This is a genomic window from Prosthecobacter sp. (genome assembly GCF_044222345.1).
Taxonomy (GTDB): Bacteria; Verrucomicrobiota; Verrucomicrobiia; order Verrucomicrobiales; family Verrucomicrobiaceae; genus Prosthecobacter.
Window position 1 is genome coordinate 42,904 of the sequence record NZ_JBGANL010000019.1, and the last position, 26,979, is coordinate 69,882.

Sequence of the window (26,979 nt, forward strand, 5' to 3'; positions counted from 1 at the left end):
AAAACTCAGCTCACCGGCTTGAGCACGACCTTGTTGACGTCGAGCACGGCGCTCTTCGCTTTCGACACCGGATCAATCACGAGACGCATCTTGCCCGGTTTCTTGATCTCCACTTCACCGACATGCTCTTCAGACCACTTCTGGAAGCCACCGGTGTCCTTGACGCTGAATTTCAGCTCCTGCTCACCGAGTTTCACGGCGACTTCGCTGCCTTCATTCCCAGTGCCACAGCCATGCACCACGGTCACCTTGTAGCGGCCCGGTTTGGTGACTTCAAAATCCCACTCGGCGAAGTCGTCCTCGCTGGTCCAGAAGCCGAGGCAGTTTTTCTCGGATTTGGGTTCGAAGCGCATGTTTTCAGACCAGGTGGTGGCGCTGCTGGCTTCGAGCACGATGCTGCCATCCGCAGCCTGCACGGGTGCGGGGCCTTCGGGCGCAGGCACAAAGGCTACCTCATGAATTTCAAATCCTGGTTCCGTTCCGGTTGCGGCGGCATAGAGAGAAAAAGGATACATGGTGGGCTTTTCCACATACACCGTGCCGTACACGACTTGCTTGGGCTGGCTGGTGGCCATGAGCGTCTTTTTCAGCGGCTGCTGGGCGAAGCGGAACTGGGTGCCCAGCGTGGCATTTCTGAGCGTGTAAGTCACGCGCACCTGGTAGCGTCCCCAGCGCTTGGCGTTGAAGCTGGTGCAGTCGTATTGATCCCAGTGCTGCTGTGAGGAGTGTTTGATGTCCTTGGGCTCGATGACGATCACCCCCCGGGTGGGTTCATTGACGCGCAGAACGGGCTCGTCACTGCCGAAGCCATTGAGATCCACGGGTGTGGCGGCAAACACCGGATCTGCGGGTTTGACGGGAGCTGGAGCGGGGGTAGGAGCCGGTGCGGCAGGCTTGGCCGCCACGGGTGCTGGCGCTGGCGGCGGTGTGGCGGCGGGCTGCTCTTGCTTGCCGCAGGAATTGAGAGCGAGAAGCAGCGCCAAGGCGCCGGCGGCAGGGGAAAGAGGGTGGCGTGTCATGGTTGTCAGGGGGGATCATAACGGCGACCCTGCGTGGGAACTTAGATCATTTTGCCCTGCCCCGCCAACCGCAAAACAACAGGCCCAAAACAGAAACGCACGGGGACTTTCGCCCCCGTGCGAGTAACCAACTTAACTTCTGACTCAACCAGACAAAAACTCGAACTTAGAAGCGGATGCTCATGTCCATGGTGAAGCGGGTGTTGGCCAGGCCGTAGGGCTTCACCACCGCCATTTCATAGGCAAAACCGATATCGACATTCTTCTGAATGCGTGAGCGGAAACCAAGGCCCAGCATGCCCTGGGTGGCACCGCTGGCATTGCCCGCGCCGAAGTTGATCACATCGTAGCCGTTGCTGCGCAGGCCGGGGATGTTGGAGGCATTGTTGAGCGTGGTCCAGAAGTTCGCGGTGGCGAATGGGATGAACCATTTGCTGACGTAGTAGTCCACCATCACGCTGTAATGAGCCATGGTGTTCTGTTCATCGCGCAGCATCGGAATGAGTGCGCCGACATTGCCGGTGACGTGGAGGTCGCCATAGCCCTTCGCAAAGGAGATGAAGGGATTGAACTGGCCTGAACCACGACCATTGAACACATCTTTGTCACCTGTCGGAAGCTGGAAGGTGAAGCCCGGGGTGAGGATGAACTGATTCTGCACATCATTGATCAGCGCGTACTTGAAGCCGACGGCCAGATCCATCCAGCCGCTGCCCTTCACTCCGGTGCCATTGATGTTCAGATAACCGTCCTGCGTCGCGATGAAGGCGAGGCGGTCCGTGATGGCATAGCGGAACTGAACGGCTGCCACCCGTGCGCTGCCACGACCCGTGACGAACTGGTTGTCGAAGTTGTGATAGATGAAGATCGGGCGGATTTCGGAGCGGATCACCGGATCTTCGAAGTACATCGGATTCGTGACCGGGGAGATGGTGTTCTCCTTCCAGTCAAACGGATCGGGTGCGGGGTTTTTCGCACCGACGGGCGTGCCCGCGGTGGCAGTTGAAAATGACACGGCTGCTACGACGCTGAAGCTCAGCGCAAGCAACCACCGATTTTGGGAGTATGGTTTAGGGTCCATGCCTCATATAAAGCATGGTTTCGGTCGCAATGATCCGCATGGCTTGGCATCCAATGAGCAAGTTATGCGACGATCATGAGACGCAATCTCTCAAAGCCTCCAAAGGTCGCAAAACAACAAGCCTAAAATGAACTCACGCCGCTGCCGCCGCGTGAATCCCGCAGCGCTCAAACAGGGCGCCACATCGACCAGTTCATGGGCCGGAAGTCGTGTCACGCAGCGAAAAAACACATACAAAAACTTCACGATCACGCGGCTGCACATGCGCATCAGACCTGTGGGCGCGATTTGAAAATCCGCATGCAGCCAATGCGCCCCCGCAGCAGCAGCACTTGCGATGGCAGGCACCAGCTGCTGCAGTTGATCCGCACGAAAGCAGTCGAGAAAGAAGCACGTCACGAGGAGATCAAACGCCGCCACGGGCGGCTGCCACTTCAGCGCATCCGCATGGATGAACTCCACCCGCGCACCAGCAAGCCCCTCCCGCTTTAATCTTGCATGCGCGAGTTCAATCATCACCGCACTCCCTTCCACCACCGTCACCTGCGCCTGAGGAAAGCGGCGGCACAGTTCCACGAGAAAGCGCCCGTTGCCCTCGCCATAGATCAGCACCATCCTCGGCGCTGGAATGGCCCCCAGCAAGGCCGTGCGGCAGCGCTGCAACTGCCCGCCAGCGCATAAGGCCTCCATCCAGCGGTAATGCGGTGCCAGCAGGTCAAAACTCATGCCGCATTCAGAGCTGCGGACGCCACGATTCGCAACCTTCTCTGATTCCCTCCTTTCCTGCGCAGCGTTTCCGGCTTCACTCCGCTCTCACATGAAACTCACCTCTTTCAACGTCAACGGCATCCGTGCCTCCCTCGGCAAAGGCCTCCGCGAATACATGCTCAACGGCGATGCCGATGTCATCTGCCTGCAGGAAACCAAGGCGCAGCAGGAGCAGGTGGATCTGAGCTGGTTCAGCGGCTACAACGCCGTCTGGAACAGTGCGGTGAAGAAAGGCTATTCCGGCACGCTCATTCTCAGCCGCGTGCCCTTCAAGACGAACACCCTGGGTTTCGGCATCGACGAGCATGACCGCGAGGGCCGGCTGATCACCGTCGAGTTTCCAGATTTCTACCTTGTGAATGTATACACGCCGAACTCGCAGGCTGAGCTCGCCCGCCTCAGCTATCGCCTCTCCTGGGACGATGCCTATCGTGCGCACTTGAAGAAGCTGGAGAAGACCAAGCCCGTCATCGCCTGCGGCGACCTCAACTGCGCACATCAGGAGATCGATCTCGCCAATCCGAAATCCAACCGCATGAACCCCGGCTTCAGCGATGACGAACGCGCCAGCTTTACCAAACATTTGGATGCTGGCTTCCTCGACGTATTCCGCCAGTTTGATCCCAATCCCGGCCGCTACACCTGGTGGACCCAGCGCACGCCGGATGCACGGGCGAAGAACATCGGATGGCGTCTGGACTACTGGCTGGCCTCGGAGAAGCTGAAACCCGCGCTGAAGTCATGCACGATCCGTGATGATGTCATGGGCAGTGATCATTGTCCGGTGGAGCTGGTGGTGGGGTGATACAAGCCACCTTCGCTTTATGAATTCAAAGCTGCATTTCACCCGACTCTTGCTGACCGTCTTTGTGACCCTTTGCTCCGGCTGCGGGCAAAATGGCAAAGATCCCGCACAAGACCTGCCCCTGATCCAGGCCCCTCCCGATACTCGCACCTTTTTTACACCTGGGATTGATACCGGTGTTTTGTATTCCTACATCACGGATCGTGGACAGATTTTTGTTTATCGGAGAGACATTGACAAATATGCCTGGGTGACCTTGCCACAATTCAAGCTCCTGGTGGCACATGCGGCCCATCAACCGGGTCGTATCATTTATACTCTCCAAGATGGTGATCTTCACCATCCCGACAATCGTGCAGCATACATGGTCATCCATGAGTCAGGAGCACACACGCAAGATCCCATTGATATTCTCCCTTTGGTTAAAAGCACCAGACCTGCGCGGCGCTGAAGGTTTGGGACCCGTTGGTTCGCCAACAGCTTTTAATGATTTGACGCTAGCCACTCCCGCACCTTCTTCGGCAGCGCATCCACCACGAGCTGATATGAATGGGTGACCAGCTCCCGCACCAGAGCTGGCGGGACGGTGCCGTCGAGCATGACGGTGTTCCAGTGTTTCTTGTTCATGTGCCAGCCGGGTTTGATGCCTTGGTATTCATCGCGCAGCTCAATGGAGCGTTCGGGATCGCATTTGAGATTGATGCGGGCGGGAAATTCATCCGGTGAAGTGAGGGCAAACATCTTGCCGCCGACTTTGTACACGAGGGCTTCAGGGCCGAAGGGCTGCGTTTCTTCCGCACCGGGAAGGCTCAGGCATTGTTCGATGACATCGGGCAGTTCCATGCCGCATGATAGGCGAATGGAGGCGCGCCGTGCAAATGCTCCGAGGGGCGTTCGTGTCCGTTGGTTGACGGAGGAGGAACGTGCCGAATGCTGCTCTATTCGTTTGATGAATGGTGCATCACGGTTCTTTCTTGGCGGCACAGCCCATGCGCGCGTCCTTCCTGTCCAGCCGAAAAATAATGATCGTGGTTTTTGCCTCGGCACATCTGGTCTTTCTTTTGTTCGGCATGCTGCCCGTGCGCTGGCGTGACTCGATCCATGTGTCTGCGGTGTTTAACGTTTATGAGCGCATCACGCGTTGCCACCAGCTCTGGAACATGTTTGAGACCATTCCGAACATGCACCGTACGGAAGCGCGGCTGATCGTCCAGGAGCGGGGACAAAAACCCAAGGAGGTGGGCATGGTGCTGCCGGGACTGCGGCGGTTCTCCCAGCATGACCAGGTGCGGCTCAACAACTGGATGGTCAATGTCATCTTCAACCCCACCCGGGGTGTGTTTCGTGAGTCCTACATGAAAAGTGCGGCGGAGACGCTGCTCCGCACCGGGCGTTACGGGCCCCGGACCCAGGTGAGCCTGGAGGTGATCCCCGCCTACACCCGCAGCCTGCTGGGGGTGCGCTCGCTCAAGGAGATCGCGGTGGAGCGGCCTTCCGTGCTGGGTCCGTTTGAGCTGGAAGCGCTTGTTGCCCAAAAAACCCACGTTCAAACCACTCCATGAAGACGGGCACACCAAGTCTTTCAGCCCGTGTCACCGGCCTGTTTCTGGATCCGGCGGATTCCCGTTTGTATGCCTGCATACGGATCGCGTTCGCGCTCGTGTCGCTGCTGAATTTGATGCAGATCTGGCCGGACCGTGAGATCTTCTTCACGGATGCGGGGATGGTGGATCAGGAAGTCGTGCGGAAGTACACCGTCGGGGCTTATCTGTCTGTGTTTGACCTGTGCCATGACGTGGGAGCCGTCAGCAACTACATGTTTTTCAGCGGCTGCGGCATGGTGCTGCTGCTGCTGGGCGTGTGGCCCCGGCTGGCGGCTGGGGTTGTGTATGTCTGGTATGTGTCCTATGCCATGCGCGCACCGCTGATCCTGGTGGGCTGGGATGAGGTCTTGCGCTGCACGGCTTTTCTGGTGCTGATCTCGCCCATGCCCGCCTGCTGGTCGTTGCGATCACGCAGAGCACTCAAACGGGCGGCGCCTGAGCTGCAGGTGCCGTGCTATGGCCTGACGCTGATGAAGGTGCAGCTGGCGGCCATTTATCTGCAGGCCGTGCTGGCAAGGCTGGACAATGAATACTGGATGAGCGGAGACTTCATGAGCTTCTTCCTGCTCTCCCACAACGCGCGGTGGCCCGGGCTCTGGGTGCTGAACTATGGCTTGCTGCTGAAAGGCGTCACCTATCTGGTGCTGCTCGTGGAGCTCGCGATTCCCTTTCTTCTCATGGTTCCCCGCTGGCGCTGGTTTGGCTTTGCCGCTGGCATCCTGCTGCATGCGGGCATCAGCCTCATGTCGTACAACCTGATGCTGTTTTTCCTGGCGATGATGACTCTCTACCTGAGCTTTCTGCGACCGGAAGATATGGACTGGCTGGAGCGCCGCCTGCCACGCAGGTCGTAGGTTGGATGTATTTGGCGTCGAGAACAATTCGATGCCTGCGACACGCTCAGGACGGGCGGGCTGTCGCCACACCCATCCTGCGACAAATCTGCATCGCTTACACCAGCATCAGCGCCGGGTTTTCCAGCAGCTTGCGCATTTCAGCCAGGAAGGTGGCGGCGACGGCACCATCGACGACACGATGGTCACCGCTGAGTCCGACCCACATGCGCTGACCGACGACGATCTGGCCCTTGTCATTGACGACGGGGGCGGAGCGGATGCTACCAATGGCCACGATGGCGGCCTGCGGCGGATTGATGATGGCGGCGAACTGGTCGATGCCGTAGGCACCGAGGTTCGAGACGGTGATAGTGCCGCCAGCGAAGTCATCGGGGCTGAGCTTCTTGTTCTTGGCCTTGCCGGCGAGATCTTTGACGCCCTGGCTGATCTGGAGCAGCGTTTTCTTTTCCGCCTCCTTGATAACCGGGGTGACGAGGCCGTCATCAATGGCGATGGCGACGCTAAGGCCGACGGATTTGAACTTCACGATGGCATCGCCATCCCAGGCGGCGTTGATCGCAGGCTGGGCCTGGGCGGCGCGAATGACGGACTTGAGGATGAAATCGTTGACGGTGTACTTGTTGCCACCGGTCTTATCAGCAGAGGCATTGAGGTGGGCGCGGAAGGCCATGAGCGGGCCGGCATCGATCTCCATCTGCAGGTAGAAATGCGGGATCTGAGTCTTCGAAGCCAGGAGGCGCTCGGCGATGATGTTGCGCATGCTGCTGGTGGGCACGCGCTCGTCTTCCGGACCAATGACGGGGCGGATGGCCGGTGTAGCAGCCACGCGACCCGCAGAGCCGCCGCCCACAGGGGCGTTTTCGACGTCTTCACGGACGATGCGTCCGCCAGGGCCGGTGCCGATGAGTGAGTTGAGATCCACACCGCGTTCCGCAGCGACCTTTTTGGCGAGCGGGGAGGCTTTGACGCGGAGGGCAGCACCGCCGGCGACGGCGCGGCTCTTGTGCTGCGGGGCCAGAGGAAGACGAGGGCCGGAAGCGGCCACCTTGGCGGCAGAAGCGGCCGGTTTTTTCTCAGCCGCCGGGGCAGGGGCCGCAGAGGCCTTTGCTTTGGCAATGAGTTCGTCCAGATCCGCGGGAGCAGCCTCACCGTCTTCCAGGATCACAGCCAGCGGGGCGCCCAGGGGAACTTTGCCGCCGGGGGTGGCGATGAACTTGTGCAGCACGCCTTCAAACGGGCTGGCATATTCCATGGTGGCCTTGTCGGTCTCGATGTCGGCGATGGCTTTGCCGACGGTGACTTTGTCCCCTTCCTTGACAGTCCATTTGGCGAGGGTCCCCTCGGTCATGGTGTCACTGAGCTTGGGCATTTCGATGAATTTGGGCATGGCGAAGACGAATGAAAAGTTTTGAGAGGGGGCGGGGAAGGGGACGGATCAGAAAATGCTCAGCGCTTTGGCGACAACGACTTCAGCCGTGGGGAGCTGGATGGCTTCGAGCGGCGGGCTGTAGATCGCGGGGGAGTCGAGGCTGCACACGCGCTGCACGGGGGCGTCGAGTTCGTCAAAGATCCGCTCCTGAATCATGTAGGCGATCTGGGCGCCGATGCCGCAGTAGGGCTTGTTTTCTTCGACGTAGACGGCGCGGTGGGTTTTCGCCACGGAGGCGAGGATGGTGTCTTCATCCAGTGGGCGGATGGTGCGCAGATCGACGACTTCGGCGCTGATGCCGTGCTCTTCTTCGAGGATCTTCGCAGCTTCCAGACAGGTGATGACCGCCTTGCCATGGGCAATGAGGGAGATGTCGGTGCCTTCGCGCTTCACATCGGCCAGGCCGAGGGGGATGAAGAGTTCGCCGTCAGGCAGTTCGTCGTTGGAGGGGACATCCCATTTTTCGCCGTAGAGCTTGGTGCTCTCCATGAACATGACGGGGTCATTGTCGCGGATGGCCGCCTTCATGAGGCCCTTGGCATCGTAGGCGTTGCTGGGGCAGACGCACTTCATGCCGGGGAAGCTGGCCATGATGTTTTCCGGGGTGTGGGAGTGGGTGGCACCCACGCTGGTGCCGCCGTTGGCAGGGCCGCGGATGACGATGGGGACGTTGATCTTGCCGCCGCTCATGTAGCGCACCATCGCGCCGTTGTTGACGATCTGATCCCAGGCGACTGTGTAAAAGCTCCAGAACATGAGCTCCATCACCGGACGCACGCCCAGCATGCTGGCACCGATGCCCATGCCGATGAAACCAGCCTCGCTGATGGGGGTGTCCACCAGACGCTTGTCGCCCCACTTGTCCCAGAGGCCTTCCGTCACCTTGTAAGCACCGTTGTACTGGGCCACTTCTTCGCCCATGACCACGACCATGGGATCGCGTGCGATTTCTTCGTCAAGGGCTTCACGGATGGCTTCGCGGTAGGAAATTTGGCGGGGCATGGCAATTTTGAGGGAGCAGTAAGTCGGGGAAGGAGCGGGCGGTGTCAAGCGGGCGGCTTCACCGAGGAAGGACAAACTCCCGGCCCAGATGAGAGCGAAAATGGCAACTCCAAGACTCTCAAAGCTGAAAAAGTGCCGATTTGCAGGTGATTTTATTAACAATCCTTAACTTTTTTTAGAAATGATGTTGACGATTACCCGAAAGTTTAGTTGAACGGAGACTGTCATTATATCACACGTGCCACTTTCCCCCGGTCCATCCCTCTATGCTGGCCGCAAACTTGCTCAAAAAACACGAGCGAAGTGTGAAATTGCTTTTATACTGACTACCCCCTGCGTCCCAGCTCGGGGCAAGGACGTTGGTCCTTGTATCGTATTACCCAACTAGAACGCTCATATGGAACTCGACGGAGGCATTAAGATTTACCTGCGTGAGATCGGCAAGACTGACTTGCTGACTCCCGACCAGGAGGTCGAGCTTGCTGAACGCATCAAACGCGGCGACCCCGAAGCCCGTTCGCACATGATTCGTGCGAACCTGCGCCTCGTGGTGAAGATCGCCCAGGATTACGCCAACTACGGTCTGCCACTTCTCGACCTCATTTCTGAAGGAAACATCGGCCTGATGAAGGCCGTGGAACGCTTCGACCCGAACAAGGGTGGCAAACTTTCAACCTACGCCGCCTGGTGGATCAAACAGTCCATCAAGCGCGCCCTAGCCAACCAGTCCAAGACCATCCGCCTTCCTGTCCACATGGTGGACAAGATCAGCAAGATGCGCCGTGTGGCCATGGCGATGTCCGAAGAACTGGGCCGCGAGCCCACCGACGACGAACTCTCCGAAGAAATCGGCATTGATCGTGCCAAGCTCAGCCAGCTCAAGGTCGCCTCCATGCGCCCGGCCTCGCTCGATGCGCCGATCAGCGACGACGACAGCACGGAATTCGGCGAAATCGTGGGCGACGAAAACGCCCAGACCCCGTTCGACCTGCTCTCGCACAAGAACATGCACAGCCAGCTCGACGGCTTGCTGACGGTTCTTGATGAGCGCGAGCGCAAGATCATCGACGCCCGCTTCGGCCTCGCCGGCCAGAAGCCGCGCACGCTGGAAGAAGTCGGTCAGGAGTTCGGCGTCACGCGCGAGCGTATCCGTCAGCTGCAAAACATCGCGCTGCGCAAGCTGCGCCGTGCGCTGCAGAAGAAGGAAGACCCGATTCCCAAGGCGCTGCGCAATGCTGGCGGCAAGAAGAAGCGGAAAAAGGCCGCTGCTGCCGAAGCCGAGGACGATTAAGATCTGTCCACACTTTGAAGCCGGGTGTCGCAAGACCCCCGGCTTTTTTGTGGCCTTGTGTAAACGCGGAAAAATTTGCGCTCGCTCATCTTCCTCTTCCTTCTACTCCTCCTCTTACTCCCGGATGTTTGGAGACACTGGGTGGTTATCCTTCCGGGAGGAGGAGTATGAGTAAGAGAAGGAGGAAGATTGCCGGTCATTTCCCCGCCACCGGCAGAAATTCCACGGCATCGGCAATCACCACTTTGTCCGGCTCAGTGCCTTCATTGGACACGCGCACCCAGCCAGTGCGGCCTGCTTCAAAGCGAAAGGTGCCGAGCGTGCGGAAGAGACGGGCGTGCGGGGGCTCCTGCTGCTGATTGATGACGACTTTCGTTTCACCATCGGCGTGGTGAATGGTGACGGGGGTCTTGGTGGAGCGGCGGATGTTGTAGCAATGGGCGAGGCGGACTTCATACCAGCCTGCTGCGGGCAGCGTGGGGGTGAAGGTGACGGACTTGGTGCCTTTGCCCGCCTTCATGTCGTGCAGGTAGCCGAGGCCGACGTAGGGCGGTGTGTGGGTGGAGTACTGCCAGTCGCCGACGAGCTCGGCGCTGGTTTCGTCCACGACGATGCCGGGCAGTGTGGCCGGATCTACCACGATGTATTGGACCATCTCAGGGCGATCCACCTCTCCGGGAGGGTGGATGTTGGCGAGAGCCTTGGGATGGGGTTTGAGGGCTTCGGCGGCGAGAGCGGCACTGAGGAGTGTCACGCCGATCAAAAGGTATCTCATGGCAGCGGGTGGTGGGTCATTTTGGGGCGGCCTTCTCGTTGATCAGGTAGCCGAGAAGATTGATGAAGCTCTTCTCGTCCAGCGTTTGACCGAAGACGGGGGGCATGAGGGACATGGGGGTGGGGGTGTCTTTGGAGAGGTCGTTTTTGGAGATGCGCTGTTCCTGGCCTGCGGCGTCGGCGAGGATGAGGACCTGGCCGGCTTCGCCTTTGAGGAAGCCGCTGAGGGTGCTGCCGTCTTTGAGGGTAAGGGTGTGCAGGTGAAAGTGGGCGTCCACGTTGCGGTTGGGATCGAGGATGTCCTCGCACAGGCGCTCGGGGCCGCGTGCGCCAATGCCATCGAGCTGCGGGCCGATGAGGCCGCCGGTGCCGCGGATCTGATGACACACGGCGCAGTTGGCGGTGAAGACGGTTTTGCCTGCGGCGATGTCCGGCTTGGCTTTGGCATAGGCGGCAGAGCGGGTGGCGATGAGGGCATCAAGCTGCAGGCGCTGCTCGGGTGAAACGGGCAACGGTGGTGGCGCGGGGCGTGGCGGCAGGTAGGCAGCAAGTTTTTCGCGCAATGCGGCGGGAGCGGTGTGCTGGAGCATCATGGCGAGGGTCTTGAGCGCGCTGCGGGTGCTGTCCTCGCTTTGGAAATCGTTCACGCTGACCACGGCGGGTTCGATGCGTGTGATGCCGAGCCAGGCGTAGGCTTTGCCGTCGTCGCCATCGACGATCTCCAGGCGCACGGATTTGCCGGTGTGTGCGGAGAGGTCGAGCTCCTCGCGCCGGCAGTCGTTGTGCCGGGGTGGAAAAAGGCTGGCGAGCGTGGCACCGCTTTGTGCGTCCACCACACGCACGAGGTTTTTGTCGTGCGCCTTGCTGGTGGGTGGTCCGCGATGGCCGTTGATCCACACGACGAGTTTGGCGGGTGCGGCGAAGTCTTTGGATTTGAGAATGCCTGTGCGCTTTTCCTCATCGCCACCGCCTTTCGCCATGCTCTGCAGCACCTGGGCCTGAATGCCGTCGGTGCATTGGCGTGGCTGCAAAGACCATATGGCATCGCCTGAGGAGCTCCATGCGGGGGTAGGCTGCTGCGGTGCGGAATCGAGGATCTGTGTGGCGAGCTGCTGGGCCCATTGGAGCAACTCGGGATTGGCGGGGGCACCGCGTTCGCTGAGGCCGTTGTGGATGGCCTGAATCATTTCAAGCTGAGCTGAAGATGACTTCGTGGCGCGTTCCTGATGTTCCTTTGAAAGCGCGGATTTCAACAGCCCCGGGTCACCATAACGAGCGACGTGTCCGAGAATCAAAGGCCGCGCCATGGAGCTTTTCGAGTCTAGAGTTTCCATCCGCCACAGCCAGGCGCTGGCTTCGGCATTTGGCGTGGCCAGGACAACCTCGGCGGCACCTGTAGCGTCGGGAGACAGAGCCTTGAAGTTCCCGGGCAGGGAGAGAACTCGCCTCAAGGCGATCTTGGTCGTCAGCGTGATCGTGGGGTCGTTCTCCCTGGCTCCGACAGAAAGCAAAGATTGCAGCTCCTGTGCAGCGCCCGGATCTTCAGAAGCACCGAGGCACTCGATCTTTGCCTTGCGGTTTTCCGCAGAATCTCGGGTTTCAGTCATTTTGCCATTTTTCAATTTGAGTTGCGTTGCCTCACTGATGGCGCTTCCAATTTGTATTGTGATCCCAGCAGAGCTGTTTACTCCTGGAACATTGACATGATCAAACACAGGCCGGACGTGTGCGAAATAACCGGGAACTGCTGTCTGATCCCTGAAGGCACTCAGGACCTTGTAGCAGTGGGCCGAGTTCAGGAGATCGAGCGACTCGATGCGCTTGAACGGGCTTGCTCCCGCTTTGCCAAACCGAGCGCCGATCCAAAGTCCATGGGCCATGCGCAGTGACATTCCTGGAGCCGGCGGAATTCTGGGGCTCGATTGAGGTATGACTGAAACAACCGCTTCGAACGCTGCCTCGCCTCGCTGGCAAATCTGCTCTCCCGCAAGATAGCGGCGTCCGAGGTTGGGGGACTCCAGCTGCTGCGCCAGTTCCTTGTCCGACAATGTTTCCAGCTGACAATCGGTCAGGGATTTGGCGTGGTCATCCTTCACCACCCGCCAAATTCTCCCTCTCTCTTTATCACGCCCGGGATGGTCCAGCGGCACCTCATAGTGGCCGATGATCTTGTTGTAGAAGTCGGCGATGTAGAGAGCGTTGTCGGGGCCGAGTTGGAGATCGACGGGGCGGAACCAGGGGTCGTCGCTGGTGATGAAGTCGGGCTGTTCGTTGGCTTTCGGCGTGGAGCCGGAGAAGGTGACGGTGTCGTGGTTTACGCGGGAGGTGACGCAGTTGCCGACGAGCATGTGGTCGTCCCACTCGGGGCCCCAGACGCCGCCGTCGATGTAAACGATGCCGCAGATGCCGGTGGAGCCGTGGCTGTGCTGGCACATGACGGGGGCGAAGCCGAGGCCGTCGTCCGGTTTGCCAAAGCTGGGGTAGCAGGCGCCGCGAATGAGCTGGTAGATGGGAGAGCTGTGGCAGTCGGCGCTGTAGAGATTGCCAAAGCGGTCCCAGCAGAGGCCGAAGGGGTTGACCTGGCCGTGCGTCCAGATTTCCACGCGTGAGCCGTCGGGGCGGAAGCGGAAGACGTTGCCGCTGTGGAGATCGAGCGAGCTGCCGTCCTTCGCCTTGATGTGGCTGGTGTTGTTGAAGCCGTGGGTGGCGTAGACCCAGCCGTCGAGGCCCATGCGGAAGCTGCTGCACATGCCGTGGGTGTCTTTTTCGTAGCCGAGGGGACCGAAGAGGATTTCGCGGTGGTCGGCTTTGTCGTCACCGTCGGTGTCGGCGAAGTACCAGATGTTGGGGATGCTCCAAGCGATGCATCCGGCCTTGTGCTCGGGCTTGTGCCAGGGGAGCACGCCGGTGGGGATGTTGAGGCCGTCGGCGAAGTCGGTGACTTTGTCGGCCCTGCCGTCGCCATCGGTGTCTTCGAGGATCTTGATGGCATCGCGGCTGTCTTTGACGCGGGTGCCTTCGGGATCGGACCAGCGGCTTTTGTCGGCGGCGTAAGGGTACTCGACGGTGGAGGAAACCCACAAACGGCCGCGTGCGTCGAAGGCCATATTGATGGGCTTGTTGATCATGGGCTCGCCGGCGAAGAGCTGCACGGTGAAGCCCGGCGGCACGTGGAGTCCCGCGCGCTCCTGCTCGGGGGTCAGGGCATCGGTTTCGCGCACGAGGCGCAGTTTGTCCTCGGCGGCGTGGAGGCTGACGGCGAGGGTGCCGAGGATGAGCAGGCTGCGGAGGAATGGCATGAAGGCATTACAGCGCAGACGCAAGGGTTCGTTCAAGAGGGGATTCGAGTGGGGGAAGGATGGCAACGCGAATGGGCGCGAATATCCGCGAATGGATGGGAATGGCGCTGGGGGGGAATAAGCGGTGGGGAGGTGCGCGGTTGGTGGGGTGTGGCGGATCCCGCACAGAGGACTGTGCGGACCACTATGCTGGCGCCTTTCGCAGAGTGCCGTGAATGTGTTTCACCGCTGGGCGGAATGGCTAAAGAGCACATGTCCCGGTGTCGCAGGTGACGTCGGTGACCAGGCGTTTGATGTCGTCGTCGCTGTGCAGGTGGAGGAGGCGCGAGAGGGTGATGCGATTGGTCGAGATCCAGTGCACGACCTTGCGGGCGATGGGCTGCAGGGTGGGACTGGCGAGGCGGAGCGACCACTCGCGGAAGTCGTACAACGCCCACAGGCAGGTGACCCACGCGCCGGCCCCCTGCCAGAGGGAGCCGTCATCGCCCATGACGACGATTTCCTGATCGGCACGCAGGCTGGGAAGAGCCGGGCAGAGGCGCAGCGCCTGGGGCGAGTCGTAGGGCAGAAACTGGAGCCGCACATACGCGGCCTGATCGAGCATCCAGCGGCGGAAGCGCGAGCACAGGCCGCAGCGGGCATCGTAGAAGATGGTGAGGGTGTTCATGGCGTTTGGCTCCGGTTTGGTTTGTCCATTAAAGCCCTGGCCCAGGCTGCCACCGTCACTGCCACACAAGTTGCGATAACAAAGCGCAGCACATCCATGCCCAGGTCCATGCGAATGGTTTTGAGCAGACCTTGTGCTGAAATGCGGTCCTGCGCATTGCACACAAAGATCAACGCCATCAAGACGAGAGGTGCAAGGAATCCGTAGAGGGGTGCCGTGGCAGGTCTTCTCAGTTTCGATGTCTCAGGAATGCTCGCATCCAATGGTAGAAAAATCACAAGCCATGAACCCAGGATCACAAACCAGGAGCTGACTCCCAGAAGGGCTATCTCATACAATGCAACGGGATATGCCCGCTCGCTGTGCCAGAACTCTCCCACCCACCACGCGACATTGCACGCAATCCAGCCGCACAACATCGCGAGGAACGAGAGCTTCAGTTTTCGCAGGAAGGTTTTCATCACAGGGTGTCCAGGATGTCATTGGCTTTGCTGACGCGATGCATCGCGGGAACGGGCGGCGGCAGGTTGGCCAGGGTGGCGCGGCGGCGCATGCGGGTGAAGACGTAGAGATTGAAGAAGTGCATGCCGCCGAGCATGAGGAGCACGACGCCCATCTTGCCGCTAAGCGCCTCAAAGACGCCGCGGGCGGCCTCGATCTCCTCGGTGGTCTTGAGGTAGAGCGAGACGAAGCCAATGTTGATGAGGTAGAAGCCGACGACGAGCAGGTGATTGACGCTGTCTGCGAGGTCGGTGTTTCCGTGGAAGCAGTCCACGAGGAAGATGCGGCCGCTTTTGTGGAGGGTGCGCGCGACCCAGACCGTCATGCTGACGGCGAGGATGAGGTAGAGGCTGTAGGTGATGACGGTGTGGTTCATGGCGGTGTGTGGTTTGAGTTTGGGTTGAGTGAAACTGTTTATTCTGAATTTTCAGTTATTTGTGAAATATACAGGCATGAAAAAATCAGCCGAGGAGGCGCATGGCCCACTGCAGGGCGGAGGCGTGCTTCATGGAGATCACGGTGTCGGCGACTTTGACGCCGAAGCTGAGGAATTCGTCGAGGTCCTGCATCTGCTGGTGGAAGTCCTTGCCGGGTCCGACGGCTTCGTCCTTGGTGCGGGCGGCGCAGTCGCGGAGGAGGTGGATGGCGGGCTCGATCTCGCGGCGTTTGCGCTCTTTCGAGATGGTGATGAAGATCTTCCAGACGTCTTTTTCGGCCTCGAAGTACTCCTTGCGGTCGCCCTTCTTGGTGATGATGCGAACGAGGTTCCAGCCGACGAGATCCTTCAAATTGGTGTGAGCATTGCCGCGACTGATCTCCAGGCGCTCCATGACATCATCCGTGCACATGGGTTCCGGGGCGGTCATGAGCAGGGCGTGAATCTGGGCCATGGTGCGGGGGATGCCCCACTGGGTGCCGAGCGAACCCCACTGGACCACGAATTCCTCGCGGGCTTTTTCCCATGCTGGTAGTTCGTTGCTCACGGTTTCATTAAAAACTGAAAACAATGAAAGGCAAGGAGCTTTCTCGTTTTTTGCATTCCTGCGGCAAGCGGAAGACTCCAAGCCGCCAACTGCGGCACTTGGCAAGTGCCGCTCCTTGGAGGGGGCCTTACGGACTCAGGCGCACTTTGACCCACACGCCGTTTTCTTTGCGATAGCGGATGCGGTCGTGCAGGCGGCTGACGCGGCCCTGCCAGAACTCGATTTCGTAGGGCAGCAGGGTGTAGCCACCCCAGTGCGGGGGGCAGGGGACCTGGCCCTCGGGGTATTGCGCCTTGAATTCGGTATCGCGCTGCTCCAGCCACTCGCGGCCGGGAATTTCCACGCTCTGGGCCGAGGTCCAGGCACCGATTTGATGCCCGTAGGGACGGCTGGCGAAGTACTTTTCCGCGTCGGCGCGATCCAGCTTGGACATGGTGCCTTTGAGGCAGACTTGATGATGGCGGTCCGTCCAGAGGAAGCAGGCAGAGGCACGTGAATCGGCGGCGATCTCCTGGCCCTTCCGGCTTTCGTAGTTGGTGTAGAAGTGAAAACCGCGCTCGTCGATGCCTTTGAGCAACACGGTGCGCACGGTCGGGGTGCCATCGAGGCCGTTGGTGGCCAGACTCATGGCATTGGGCTCCGGCAGCTTGTGAGCGAGGGCGTCGTTGATCCAGTGGGTGAAGAGCTCCACGGGATCGGCCGGGGCGCTGTGTTCATCGAGTTCGCCCTGATCGTAACTCACGCGCAGGTCAGGCAGGTTCGGTTTGTCAGTCGGGTTCATGCAGGTTACAAGAAACGCGTGCGGCGCGGCCTGCGCTACGTCAGCTTTGGCCTTTACGCATACTTTTGTTTCTATGCCCTCCTCCGTCACCGGCGTCATCCAAGATCTCGAACGCATCCTGCTCACCCCGGCGCAAATCAGCGCCCGGGTGGACGCCATGGCTGCGCGGTTGAATGCGGAACTCACCGGCAAAGTGGTCACCGTGGTGGCGCTGATGGATGGCGGACTTTTCTTTGTGGCCGATCTGCTGCGCAAACTCGAAATGCCCGTGCGACTGTACACCCTGAGCGCCAGCAGCTACCAGGGAGGCACCGCCACCACGGGCGAGGTGAAGGTGAGCTGGCCCGCCAACTTCGACATCCACGGTCAGGACGTGCTCCTGCTTGATGACATCCTCGACACCGGGCTCACGCTCAGCGCCATTTCCGAACGCCTCCTCGCCCAGCAGCCCGCCTCCCTGCGCACCTGCGTGCTGCTGAGCAAGCGGCGGCAGCGCCTGAGCCATGTGGCGCTGGACGATGCAGGCTTTGAGATCGACGACGAATTCGTCGTGGGCTACGGCATGGACTACCAGGGTCGCTTCCGCAATCTGCCCTGCATCGGCATCCTCAACCCGAATCCCGCGTCATGAAGCTGCGCGTGCTCTTTTTCTCCGTCCTGCGTGACATCACCGGCACGGATGAAATCGCTCTCGATGTACCCGCCGGTGCCACGATGGGCGACCTCCTCGCTCAGATCGAAGCCCGCTGGCCGAAGCTGCGCGACTGGCAGAACAGCCTGCTGCTGGCGCTGGACCAGACCTACGTGAAAAGAGATGAGCCGCTGCATGATGGCGGTGAAGTGGCGATCATGCCGCCAGTGCAGGGGGGGTAGGGAGCATCTCGCGCGCTCTGAAACTTAACCGCCAACCCAATATGCGATTGATTTTCGTCGATAGAGGAAAAGAGTTTTGTGACGTGCTGCGCTGGGAATTCCGCACTCATCCCGAAGTCGAGATCGTGAATGGGCGTTTCGAAGATCTGCCTGTGTTTGATTGCGTGATCACTGCGGGCAATTCCTTTGGTTTGATGGACGCAGGAATGGACCTAGCAGTCGTGCGTTATTTTGGCAGGCACGTCATGGAGCGCGTTCAACAGCAGATCCTCGATGACTACCTTGGCGAACAACCGGTTGGCACCTGCATGCTCATTCCGACAGATCATGCAGCACATCCTTTTGTGGCGCACGCACCCACGATGCGAGTCCCTATGAACATCCAAGGCACGGACCATGTTTATCTGGCCCTGTGGGCCTCACTCACCGCGGTGCATCGGCACAATCGTGTTGAGGCAAGGCAGATCAAAACTCTAGCGTGTCCCGGTCTTGGCACGGGGACTGGTGGAGTGAATGAGCTTGAAGCAGCCATACAGCTGCGTCTGGCTTATGAGCACTTTCAGAAGCCGGCAAAATTCATCAATCCAACCATGGCGCAGGAAAGACACGAACGCATCCACTACGGCGGACGATACGGGTTTGCCAATCCACGCTCGTCAGAGCATTAAAATCACGCCAGAATATCCTTCACCACGTGGCCGTGGATGTCGGTGAGGCGGTAGTCGCGGCCTTGGAAGCGGTAGGTGAGGCGTTCGTGATCGAAGCCGAGCAGGTGCATCACGGTGGCCTGGAAGTCGTGCACGTGGACTTTGTTTTCAGCGACGCTGAAACCGAGTTCATCCGTACTGCCGTATTCAAAGCCGCCCTTCACGCCGCCACCGGCCATGAAGAGGGAGAAGCAGTCGGGGTAGTGATCGCGGCCGAGTACTTTGCTGGCGGCGGTGCGGCCTTCGCGGAAGGGGGTGCGGCCGAATTCGCCGCCCCAGATGACGAGGGTGTCGTCCAGCAGACCGCGCTGCTTGAGGTCTTTGATGAGTGCGGCCACAGGCTTGTCAGTGGCGGCCATTTTGGCGGTGAGACCGGTGGTGATGCCGCTGCCTTCGCTGGTGCCGTGGAAGTCCCAGCCCCAGTCGAAGAGGTTCACAAAGCGCACGCCTTTTTCAATGAGGCGGCGTGCGAGCAGGCAGTTGTTGGCGAAGCTGGCCTCGCCGGGTTTGGCGCCGTAGGCTTCAATGACGTGCTGCGGCTCCTTGGAGATGTCCATGACCTCGGGCACGCTGGTCTGCATGCGGAAGGCGAGTTCATACTGGGCCATGCGCGTGACGGTCTCGGGATGGCCGAATTCGGCGACCTGCTGCTGATTGAGATCCTGCAGGGCATCCAGCGTCTTGCGGCGCATGGCGCGGTTCATGCCGGCGGGATCGCTCACAAAGAGGACGGGATCGCCCTTGCTGCGACACTGCACGCCCTGATACACACTGGGGATGAAGCCGCTGCCCCAGCAGCCCTGGCCGCCGCTGGGCTGTGTGCCGCTGGAGATGAGGGCGACGAATCCCGGCAGATCCTGATTCTCTGTACCCAGACCATAGGTGGCCCATGAACCCATGGAGGGGCGGCCCTGGCGCGCATGGCCGGTGAAGAGCAGCAGCTCCGCCGGGGCGTGATTGAACTGATCCGTGTTCATGGAGCGGATCAGGCACATCTCATCGGCGATGGTGTGGAAGTTTGGGCAGGCATCGCTCATCGTGACGCCGCCTTTGCCGTAGCGCGCAAAGGTACGCGGTGTGCCCATGAGCTTGGGCACGCCGGTGGTGAAGGCGAAGCGGCGGCCTTTGAGAATCGAGTCCGGGCAGTCCTGGCCGCTGCGCTTCACGAGCTCCGGTTTGTAATCAAACAGATCGAGATGCGGCGGGGCACCTGACATGTGCAGGTAGATCACGCGCTTGGCCTTCGGCGCATACTGCGACTTCTTGGGTGCCAGCGGATTGTCCGCTGCCGCACTGGCTCCCGCCTTCTGCTGCATCGCATGCATGGCGATGGCTCCCAGGCTGAACTGCCCCGCATTGCCGAGGAACTGGCGGCGCGTTTTGAGCTGGAGGGTGTCGTGAGTGATGGGGTTCATGGGGAAATCAGGTTCAAATTAACGACGCATCAAAAACTCATCGAGGTTCATCACCACATTCGCGATGGTCGTCCATGCGGCGAGTTCGGCGATGTCGGCGTCTTTGGGGGCGGGGCCGAGAGGGTCGGTGGCCATCTTGGTGGCATCCGCTGGGTCAGCGCGGTAGGTGGCGAGGGTTTCGTTGTAAAGCTGCGTCAAAGATGAAGTTTCATGCGCATTCGGAGTGCGTGAGAGGCAGAGTTTGAAGAGGAGGGCGAGACGCTCGGGCTGGGTCTTGGCTTCGGCGACGAGGCGGCGGGCCATGGCTTGATTGGTCTCGATGAAGACGGGGTCATTCAAAGTCACAAACGCCTGCAGCGGGGTGTTGGTGCGGCTGCGGCGAATCATGCAGACTTCGCGGTTGCCAGCATCAAAGGTGGTGAAGCTGGCGTAGGGGCTGTTGCGGCGGACTTCCGTGTAGAGGCTGCGGCGGTGCTTATCCTCGCCGAGGCTGATCGTCCAGTCGTTGCTGCGGCCAAAGGCGGTGGTAAGGCCGAGATTGGGAGTCAGCGGACGCACGGGAGGGCCGTACATTTTGGCGCTGAGCAGGCCGCTGACGGCGAGTGCCTGATCCCGCAGAAGCTCGCCGGTGGGGCGGAAGCGTGGGCCGCGTGCGAGGAGGCGGTTGTCAGGATCGCGTTCGTTGAGTTCCGGAGTGGTCTTGGTGCTCTGCTGGTAGGCCTGGCTGGTAAGCATGAGCTTGAGCATGTGCTTGATGTCCCAGCCGCTGTCCATGAGTTCGGCGGCGAGCCAGTCGAGCAGTTCGGGATGCACGGGCAGATCTCCCTGGCTGCCGAACTCCTCGCTGCTGCGCACGATGCCAGTGCCGAAGATGCTTTCCCACAGGCGGTTCACCGTCACACGTGCGGTGAGCGGATTGTCGCGGCTGACGAGCCATTTGGCCATGGTGAGTCGGTTGCGCGGCGCATTCGCGGGCAGGGGATTGAAGGTGGCGGGCGTGCCTTCGCTGACTTCATCTCCCAGCGCCTGCCAGTTGCCACGGAGCTGGATTTTCGTCACACGGCGCTGCTTGGGATCCAGATCACGCATGATGGGTACGGTGACGGGCTTGAGTGCGGCGAGTTCTTTGTTCGCGGCGGCGAGGCGCGTGCGCTCCGCAGCGGAGGCTTTGGATACATTGCGCACGAAGTACCCCACCACCGTCTGCTGCTGCGCGGCCGTGCGTTTGTCCTTGGCCTGAGCGAGCGCGGCGACCACATTCTGCGGCACTTTGGTGACCTGCTGCACACGGGCGTCTCCTGTGTAGCTGAGGCGGAAGCTGCCGAGGGTGTGCTGCTTGAACTCGCTGTTTTGAGCGAGGGTGATGCGAAGCTTGGAGCCGGAGGGAACGACCACCGGAGATGAGGCCAGCAGGGTGAGTGTGTGCGGCTTGTCGGCGGCACCTGAGACGGCCCAGCCCTGTTGTTTTTTATCCTTCGGCTTCAAGATGGAGGCAGCAGTAAAACCACTCTGCTCATAATCGGCCAGCGCGGTGGTGAAACTCACGGCGACCGGGCCGCTGATGGTGAAGGCTTTGTCTTTCGCAGGTGCAGGAGTGTTTTCGCTCTTCCACAGGATCTGACGTTTGTCATCGAGCACCAAAACGCGGAAGCCATCAAGGCGCGTGCCCACGCCGCCATCGGTGCGGTTCCACACGACGACGCGGTCCACCGGTTTGGCGGCTTTCAAATCGACTTCCCACCAGGGATCGTTGTCGGTGCCGGCGGTGTGAGCCACGCTCCGTTTCGCGTACTCGCCCTCGGTGTTGCCATCGATGGCGCGCTTGGCGGCAGCATCGGTGTAGAGGCTGCTCTGGGTGGCGGTGCCGGCGGGTGCGATATTCTCGCTGCCGCTGAACACCTGCACTTCGGCCAGCTGCAGCATCTTTTTCTCACCGGGCAATTCGATGCGCACATAGCGGGCCTGCGGTGCCTGTTTGGAGTCTGGCGGCACGACTTCCGCTTTCACGTCGGTGAGGACGAAATTGCCGAAACCGGCGACTGGAATGGTTTCGATGCGCAGGGCACTGAGTTTGTCGCCGGTGGCGGGCAATTCGATCGTATAGCTGTCTTTGTCGCTGTTTTTGGGGATCGAAACGGTGCCGCCAGCGGCGATGGTGGCGGTTTGTTTCGATTGTGTCGTCACCTTGGCCGGCTGCGGTGTCTGCCAGCCGAGATCGCGGGCAAAACCCTGGTCCCAGGCATCGAGCCCGGCGAGCCATGCGGGGGCAGGGGAGGTGAACTTCTGCTCCAAAGTGTCGATCTCCTTTTTCAGATTGGTGCGCTGCTGGATCAGCTCGCGGGTGTCGAAGCTGTGCAGGGGCACTTCGTCCTTCTTGTCGCTGTCGGCGCTTTGATTGAGGAAGGCGTAGAACTGGAAGTACTCGTTGATCGTGATGGGATCAAACTTGTGCGTGTGGCACTGGGCGCAGGCCATGGTGGTGCCCATCCAGACGGCGAAGGTGGTGTTGACGCGGTCGATGATGGCGGCGTTGCGGAATTCCTCGTCGTCGGTGCCGCCTTCGTTCTGCGTCATGGTGTTGCGGTGGAAGGCGGTGGCGATGAGCTGGTCGTCCGTCGGATTGGGCAGCAGATCGCCGGCGTTTTGCTCGATGGTGAACTGATCAAACGGCATGTTTGAATTCAGCGCGCGCACCACCCAGTCGCGGTAGGCCCAGATCTCGCGCGGCTGGTCGCTGGGGTAGCCGGAGCTGTCCGCGTAGCGTGCGAGATCGAGCCACTGCCGTGCCCAATGCTCGCCGTAAGCGGGGAGGGAGAGGTAATGATCGACGATCTTGTCGTAGGGCTGCTTGGCCAAGGAATCGAGCTCTGCGAGCGTGGGCGGCAGGCCGGTCAAATCGAGCGCGACGCGGCGGATCAGCGTGGCGGTGTCGGCCTGGGGCGAATACTTGAGGCCTTCCTGAGTCAGGCGCTGCAGGAGGAAGGCGTCCACGGGCTGTTTGGAGCCTGCGTGGACGGCTGGTTTCACCACCTTTTCATAGCTCCAGTGCTTCCCCCAGGGCGCGCCCTGTTTGATCCATTCGGTCAGAAGGGCGATCTGTGCCGGGGAGATGGTTTTGTGCTGCTTGGGCGGCGGCATGACCTCGTCGGCGTCCTTGCTGAGGATGCGCTCCAGCAGGGCGCTTTTTTCAGGATGCCCCGGCACCACCGCTGTGGTGCCTTCGTGGTTCTTTTTGGCGCTGGTTTCGTCATCGAGGCGCAGGCCGGCCTCGCGCTTCTTTTCATCAGGGCCGTGGCAGAAAAAGCAGTTCTCGCTCAGGATGGGGCGGATCTCCTTGGAGAAATGAATGGGGCGCGGTGCAGGCTCCGCCATGGCAGAGGCAACGAGAGGAAGAGTGATGAAAAGACGGATCACGCTCTGTGATACGCCGTAGATGGGCCGATCTTGACTGGGAGCGGCATTCTCCATGCGAGTGGCGGCGCTGAGGCGGAGACGATCTTTTCCCGTCATCCCGTCTTACGGGCCGGTGCTGCCATCCTGGCGGTACTGCAGATCCGTGTCATTCAGCGCCAGAAATCGCATGGCCCCCTGGATCTCCGTGTCGTGCATGTCCGGGATTCTAAAGGTGCGCCCGCGAAAGGCGCCGGTATCCGGTGCGGTGCCATCGCGCAGTTTGTAAATGGTGGCCTCCGGGTCGCCCGGCACGATGAAACTCGCTCCGGCCGCGTTGGCCATGGCCGCCACGCTGGCAATTTCCTGCGCATTGCGCTTGTCCTTCTGATCCTCCGCCCCCTGCCGAGCGCTGCCCATGGTCATCATGGCGATGCTCATGACGATGGAAAGAATGACCATGGTGAGGAGCATCTCTATCAGGCTGAATCCGGAGGCGGAAGGGCCGGTTTTGTGGAATTTGAAGGCGGCGTGGGTCATCTGCAGACTAAATCTTTCTAAATATTACTTTATTTATAGTAATTTTACAAACTTTTTGCTGCCATGCCGTTTGGGCTCTCTCCAGCCCGCATGCAAAGGCTTGATTCCCAGTCGGGTGGCTGCTCCCACGTTTTTTTGCAGGCAAACCGCGCCTTTACCTTCGGCTTCCTCCCGCTAACATCCGCGCTCCCTTTTCCAGCCATGTCCGCCGTCCCCACCGCCGCCCAGATCCGCCAGAGCTTCCTCGACTTCTTCAAGGAGAAGCAGCACACCATCGTCCCCAGTGACAACGTGGGCTACACCAGCCGCGATGGCGCACGCATTTTCACGAACGCGGGCATGAACCAGTTTGTGCCCATCTTCCTCGGTGAGCGCAGTGCCGATGTGGACACCTGGCCCGGCGTGCTGCACAAGGGCCTGCCGACCCGTGCGGCGGACACGCAGAAGTGCATCCGTGCCGGCGGCAAGCACAACGACCTCGAGGACGTGGGCCTGGACACCTACCACCACACGCTTTTCGAAATGCTGGGGAACTGGTCCTTTGGCGACTACTTCAAAAAGGAGGCCATTTCCTGGGCCTGGGAGCTCGTGATCGAGCGCTGGAAGTTCCCGCCGACCCGCGTCTTCGCCACCATCTACCAGCCCGGCCAAGGCGACCCTGCTGAGCGCGACCAGGAAGCCTGGGACATCTGGGCCGAAAAATTCCGCAGCATCGGCCTCGATCCCGACATCCACATCGTCAACGGCAACAAGAAGGACAACTTCTGGATGATGGGCGACACCGGCCCCTGCGGCCCCTGCACCGAGATCCACATCGACCTCACTCCCGGCGCTCCGAACCTCGACGAAGACCGCCAGCGCGCCGGAGCCAAGCTCGTCAACGGCAGCGACGCGAGCTGCATCGAGATCTGGAACAACGTCTTCATTCAATACAACGCCAACCCGGATGGCAGCTTCGTCCCGCTCCCAGCGCAGCACGTGGACACCGGCATGGGCTTTGAGCGCGTCTGCTCCATCATCCAGGGCACCAAGGGCTTCACGGACTTTGAAAACGCCAAGATCAGCAACTACGACACCGACGTCTTCAAGCCGATCTTTGATGAGCTGACCAAGCTCAGCGGCAAAACGTACGCGAGCACGCTGCCGAAGGCGAATGAGCAAGGGCATGTGGTGCCCGTGACCGAGCAGGAGAAGATCGACGTCGCCTTCCGCGTCATTGCCGACCACCTGCGCACGCTTTCGTTTGCCATCGCCGACGGCATCCAGCCCGGCAACAGCGACCGCAACTACACCCTCCGCCGTATTCTCCGCCGCGCCGTGAAATACGGCCGCACGCTGGAGTTTAAGGAGCCGTTCTTCTACAAGCTCGTCGATGTCCTCGCGGCACAGATGGGGGATGTGTTCCCGGAAGTGCGAACGAAGAAGGAGCAGATCAAGAGCGTGCTGAAGCTGGAGGAGGAGAGCTTTAACCGGACTTTGGACAAGGGGATCGCGCTTTTTGAAGAAGCAGTCGCTGGAGCACGTTCGCAGGATACTAATCCATCCAAGGGAAGTGATGGTATGACCTGGTCAAAGGGTAGCAAGGGAGAGTTGGTGGTTTCCAAACGTAACGATGATGGCTCCGTCACAAAGATGCTTTCAGGAGCATTGGCGTTTCGTCTTTATGATCAGGAAGGTTTCCCTTTTGACCTTACTGAACTCATGGCTCGTGAAGTCGGTCTTCCAATTGACGTGGCTACGTTCAATGAACTGATGGAAGAGCAGAAGCAGCGCGCCCGTGAAGCCGGCAAGAAGAACAAGCAGGTGGTCTCCGTCTCCGAAATCGAAACCAAAGCTCCGACGAAGTTCATTGGCTATGACCACCTCGAAGCCGACGTCAAAGTTCTCGAAGTCGTCGAGATGAAGGACAAGACCGCCGTCGTGCTCGATGTCTCCACCTGCTACGCTGAAATGGGCGGGCAGATCGGCGATGCGGGTCAGTTGATTCTTGGTGCCAACACGTATCCGATCAGCGCCACCTCCAAGGTCGGCAACACCTGGCTGCACTTCCTGGAAGGCGACGAAGCGCCTGCGGTGGACGCCACGGTGAAGCTCATCGTGGACGCACCGCGCCGCCATGCCATCGAGCGCCATCACACGGTGACGCACATCCTGCACTGGGCATTGCATGAAGTCGTGAGCAAGGATGCCACGCAGAAGGGCTCCAGCGTGACGCCGGACAAGCTGACCTTTGACTTCAACAGCGCCGCGCTCACCGCGCAGCAGCTCAGCGACATCGAGCGTCTGGTGAACGAGCGTATCGTGGCGAATGATCCGGTTTCCTGGACCGAAGTCCCCTACGTGGAAGCGAAGGCCAACAGCGGCATCATGGCGCTGTTTGGCGAGAAGTATGGCGACCTCGTCCGCGTGGTGCAGATCGGTGGTCAGCGCAACAAGCTGGACGGCTGGAGCATGGAACTCTGCGGCGGCACGCACACGCGTGGCACCGGCGAGATCGGCCTGTTCCGCCTCGTCAGCGAAAGCGCCGTGGCCTCCGGCGTGCGCCGCATCGAAGCCATCGCCGGACTCGAAGCCTACAACGCTGCACGTGCGGATGCGGACCTGCTCAAGCTCCTCGCCGGCAAAGTCAGCGCCCAAGGTGCCGCCGATTTGGAAAAGAAGCTCGATCAACTCCTCACGCAGCAGAAGGAACTCGAAAAGAACCTCAAAGCCGCCCAGCAACGCGAAGCCGCTGTGAAGGCCAAGGACCTCATCGCCACCGCCGCGAACAACACCATCATCACCAACCTCGGTGACGTGGATGCCGACTACGCCGTGGGTGTGGCTGAAGCGCTGAAAGGCACCTTCAATGGCATCGTCGTTCTTGCTGCCACTGGCGGCGGGAGCGTGGCATTGATCGCCAGCGTGGCGAAGGAGCATCAAGCCAAAGTGCAGGCCGGCAAGATCATCCAGAGCATCGCCCCCATCGTGGGTGGCAAAGGCGGCGGCAAGCCGGACTTTGCCCGCGGCGGTGGCAAGGACGTGGCCAAGGTGGATGCGGCACTGGCGGAAGCGCGGAAGGTGATTGGAGCCTGAACCTTCTTTCGCTTCCCGTCGTCATATACCCATCTTCCGTAGTGTCGTCCCGCCTTCATAGGCTGGGTGAAAACTGCTTCTCAGAGTTGCCCGAAGGCATGAGTCACTTTCGAGGGCT

General features: G+C 60.3%; 25 protein-coding genes. 9 read left to right on the forward strand and 16 right to left on the reverse strand.

Annotated features, from left to right (window positions below):
* Window positions 1-5 precede the first annotated feature (5 nt).
* The 3 genes from ACILSL_RS12225 to ACILSL_RS12235 form a co-directional block, all read right to left on the reverse strand.
* Window positions 6-1,019, reverse strand: a complete 1,014-nt coding sequence (locus tag ACILSL_RS12225; protein ID WP_395732317.1) for a DUF5077 domain-containing protein — start codon at window positions 1,017-1,019, stop codon at window positions 6-8.
* Window positions 1,020-1,185: 166 nt separating this feature from the next.
* Entirely contained in the window at window positions 1,186-2,034 is an 849-nt protein-coding gene (locus ACILSL_RS12230; RefSeq protein ID WP_395732318.1) for a hypothetical protein, read from the reverse strand.
* A gap of 156 nt (window positions 2,035-2,190) precedes the next feature.
* Window positions 2,191-2,826, reverse strand: coding sequence for a class I SAM-dependent methyltransferase (locus tag ACILSL_RS12235; RefSeq protein WP_395732319.1), 636 nt, complete (start codon window positions 2,824-2,826; stop codon window positions 2,191-2,193).
* 91 nt (window positions 2,827-2,917) lie between these two features.
* On the opposite strand from ACILSL_RS12235, the gene ACILSL_RS12240 reads away from it, so the two are divergent.
* On the forward strand, window positions 2,918-3,673 hold the full coding sequence (locus tag ACILSL_RS12240) for an exodeoxyribonuclease III (RefSeq protein ID WP_395732320.1): 756 nt from the start codon (window positions 2,918-2,920) through the stop codon (window positions 3,671-3,673).
* 19 nt (window positions 3,674-3,692) lie between these two features.
* The gene (locus tag ACILSL_RS12245) at window positions 3,693-4,124 is read left to right on the forward strand and encodes a hypothetical protein (RefSeq protein WP_395732321.1); all 432 of its coding nucleotides are present in this window, start codon (window positions 3,693-3,695) and stop codon (window positions 4,122-4,124) included.
* Window positions 4,125-4,156: 32 nt separating this feature from the next.
* Here ACILSL_RS12245 and ACILSL_RS12250 read toward each other — a convergent pair whose 3' ends face one another.
* Window positions 4,157-4,516 carry an MmcQ/YjbR family DNA-binding protein gene (locus ACILSL_RS12250; RefSeq protein ID WP_395732322.1) on the reverse strand — a complete coding sequence of 120 codons (360 nt, stop codon included), beginning with the start codon at window positions 4,514-4,516 and terminating at the stop codon, window positions 4,157-4,159.
* Between the two features lie 146 nt (window positions 4,517-4,662).
* On the opposite strand from ACILSL_RS12250, the gene ACILSL_RS12255 reads away from it, so the two are divergent.
* Together ACILSL_RS12255 and ACILSL_RS12260 are read left to right on the forward strand one after the other, a co-directional pair.
* Window positions 4,663-5,235: a hypothetical protein gene (locus ACILSL_RS12255; RefSeq protein WP_395732323.1), complete on the forward strand. Its 573-nt coding sequence runs from the start codon at window positions 4,663-4,665 to the stop codon at window positions 5,233-5,235.
* Window positions 5,232-6,131, forward strand: coding sequence for an HTTM domain-containing protein (locus tag ACILSL_RS12260; RefSeq protein WP_395732324.1), 900 nt, complete (start codon window positions 5,232-5,234; stop codon window positions 6,129-6,131). The genes ACILSL_RS12255 and ACILSL_RS12260 overlap by 4 nt, the downstream gene beginning before the upstream one ends.
* 97 nt (window positions 6,132-6,228) lie before the next feature.
* Here the strand turns inward: ACILSL_RS12260 and ACILSL_RS12265 are convergent, their stop codons facing one another.
* Together ACILSL_RS12265 and ACILSL_RS12270 are read right to left on the reverse strand one after the other, a co-directional pair.
* Window positions 6,229-7,521 carry a dihydrolipoamide acetyltransferase family protein gene (locus ACILSL_RS12265; RefSeq protein WP_395732325.1) on the reverse strand — a complete coding sequence of 431 codons (1,293 nt, stop codon included), beginning with the start codon at window positions 7,519-7,521 and terminating at the stop codon, window positions 6,229-6,231.
* Window positions 7,522-7,569: 48 nt separating this feature from the next.
* Complete coding sequence (locus tag ACILSL_RS12270; RefSeq protein ID WP_395732326.1) at window positions 7,570-8,565, reverse strand: alpha-ketoacid dehydrogenase subunit beta; 996 nt, start codon at window positions 8,563-8,565, stop codon at window positions 7,570-7,572.
* Between the two features lie 397 nt (window positions 8,566-8,962).
* On the opposite strand from ACILSL_RS12270, the gene ACILSL_RS12275 reads away from it, so the two are divergent.
* Window positions 8,963-9,856: an RNA polymerase sigma factor RpoD/SigA gene (locus ACILSL_RS12275; RefSeq protein WP_300199627.1), complete on the forward strand. Its 894-nt coding sequence runs from the start codon at window positions 8,963-8,965 to the stop codon at window positions 9,854-9,856.
* Window positions 9,857-10,052: 196 nt separating this feature from the next.
* Here the strand turns inward: ACILSL_RS12275 and ACILSL_RS12280 are convergent, their stop codons facing one another.
* The 7 genes from ACILSL_RS12280 to pdxH all read right to left on the reverse strand — a co-directional run bounded on the left by ACILSL_RS12280 (window position 10,053) and on the right by pdxH (window position 16,861).
* Window positions 10,053-10,631, reverse strand: a complete 579-nt coding sequence (locus ACILSL_RS12280; RefSeq protein WP_395732327.1) for a xanthan lyase — start codon at window positions 10,629-10,631, stop codon at window positions 10,053-10,055.
* A gap of 16 nt (window positions 10,632-10,647) precedes the next feature.
* Complete coding sequence (locus tag ACILSL_RS12285; RefSeq protein WP_395732328.1) at window positions 10,648-13,929, reverse strand: PVC-type heme-binding CxxCH protein; 3,282 nt, start codon at window positions 13,927-13,929, stop codon at window positions 10,648-10,650.
* Window positions 13,930-14,170: 241 nt separating this feature from the next.
* Entirely contained in the window at window positions 14,171-14,596 is a 426-nt protein-coding gene (locus tag ACILSL_RS12290) for a thiol-disulfide oxidoreductase DCC family protein (RefSeq protein ID WP_395732329.1), read from the reverse strand.
* Window positions 14,593-15,057: a hypothetical protein gene (locus ACILSL_RS12295; RefSeq protein ID WP_395732330.1), complete on the reverse strand. Its 465-nt coding sequence runs from the start codon at window positions 15,055-15,057 to the stop codon at window positions 14,593-14,595. The genes ACILSL_RS12290 and ACILSL_RS12295 overlap by 4 nt, the downstream gene beginning before the upstream one ends.
* The gene (locus ACILSL_RS12300) at window positions 15,057-15,473 is read right to left on the reverse strand and encodes a hypothetical protein (protein WP_395732331.1); all 417 of its coding nucleotides are present in this window, start codon (window positions 15,471-15,473) and stop codon (window positions 15,057-15,059) included. Before ACILSL_RS12300 ends, ACILSL_RS12295 begins: the two co-directional genes overlap by 1 nt.
* Window positions 15,474-15,558: 85 nt before the next feature.
* Window positions 15,559-16,080, reverse strand: a complete 522-nt coding sequence (locus ACILSL_RS12305) for a GbsR/MarR family transcriptional regulator (protein ID WP_395732332.1) — start codon at window positions 16,078-16,080, stop codon at window positions 15,559-15,561.
* 127 nt (window positions 16,081-16,207) lie between these two features.
* Window positions 16,208-16,861, reverse strand: a complete 654-nt coding sequence (gene pdxH, locus ACILSL_RS12310) for a pyridoxamine 5'-phosphate oxidase (protein ID WP_395732333.1) — start codon at window positions 16,859-16,861, stop codon at window positions 16,208-16,210.
* A gap of 73 nt (window positions 16,862-16,934) precedes the next feature.
* Here pdxH and hpt point away from each other — a divergent pair, with 73 nt between their 5' ends.
* The 3 genes from hpt to ACILSL_RS12325 are packed head-to-tail and all read left to right on the forward strand — an operon-like array spanning window position 16,935 to window position 18,402.
* Window positions 16,935-17,492, forward strand: coding sequence for a hypoxanthine phosphoribosyltransferase (gene hpt / locus ACILSL_RS12315; protein WP_395732334.1), 558 nt, complete (start codon window positions 16,935-16,937; stop codon window positions 17,490-17,492).
* Window positions 17,489-17,734: a MoaD/ThiS family protein gene (locus ACILSL_RS12320; protein ID WP_395732335.1), complete on the forward strand. Its 246-nt coding sequence runs from the start codon at window positions 17,489-17,491 to the stop codon at window positions 17,732-17,734. The genes hpt and ACILSL_RS12320 overlap by 4 nt, the downstream gene beginning before the upstream one ends.
* 41 nt (window positions 17,735-17,775) lie before the next feature.
* Window positions 17,776-18,402, forward strand: a complete 627-nt coding sequence (locus tag ACILSL_RS12325) for a macro domain-containing protein (protein WP_395732336.1) — start codon at window positions 17,776-17,778, stop codon at window positions 18,400-18,402.
* Window positions 18,403-18,404: 2 nt separating this feature from the next.
* Here ACILSL_RS12325 and ACILSL_RS12330 read toward each other — a convergent pair whose 3' ends face one another.
* From ACILSL_RS12330 to ACILSL_RS12340, 3 genes are all read right to left on the reverse strand, one after another.
* Window positions 18,405-19,856, reverse strand: coding sequence for a DUF1501 domain-containing protein (locus ACILSL_RS12330; protein ID WP_395732337.1), 1,452 nt, complete (start codon window positions 19,854-19,856; stop codon window positions 18,405-18,407).
* Window positions 19,857-19,874: 18 nt separating this feature from the next.
* Window positions 19,875-23,270 (reverse strand): DUF1553 domain-containing protein, encoded by a 3,396-nt coding sequence (locus ACILSL_RS12335; RefSeq protein ID WP_395732338.1) that lies wholly within the window; start codon window positions 23,268-23,270, stop codon window positions 19,875-19,877.
* 102 nt (window positions 23,271-23,372) lie between these two features.
* Window positions 23,373-23,786, reverse strand: coding sequence for a type II secretion system protein (locus ACILSL_RS12340; protein ID WP_395732339.1), 414 nt, complete (start codon window positions 23,784-23,786; stop codon window positions 23,373-23,375).
* Window positions 23,787-23,987: 201 nt separating this feature from the next.
* On the opposite strand from ACILSL_RS12340, the gene ACILSL_RS12345 reads away from it, so the two are divergent.
* Window positions 23,988-26,861, forward strand: a complete 2,874-nt coding sequence (locus tag ACILSL_RS12345) for an alanine--tRNA ligase (RefSeq protein ID WP_395732340.1) — start codon at window positions 23,988-23,990, stop codon at window positions 26,859-26,861.
* The last annotated feature ends 118 nt before the right edge of the window (window positions 26,862-26,979 follow it).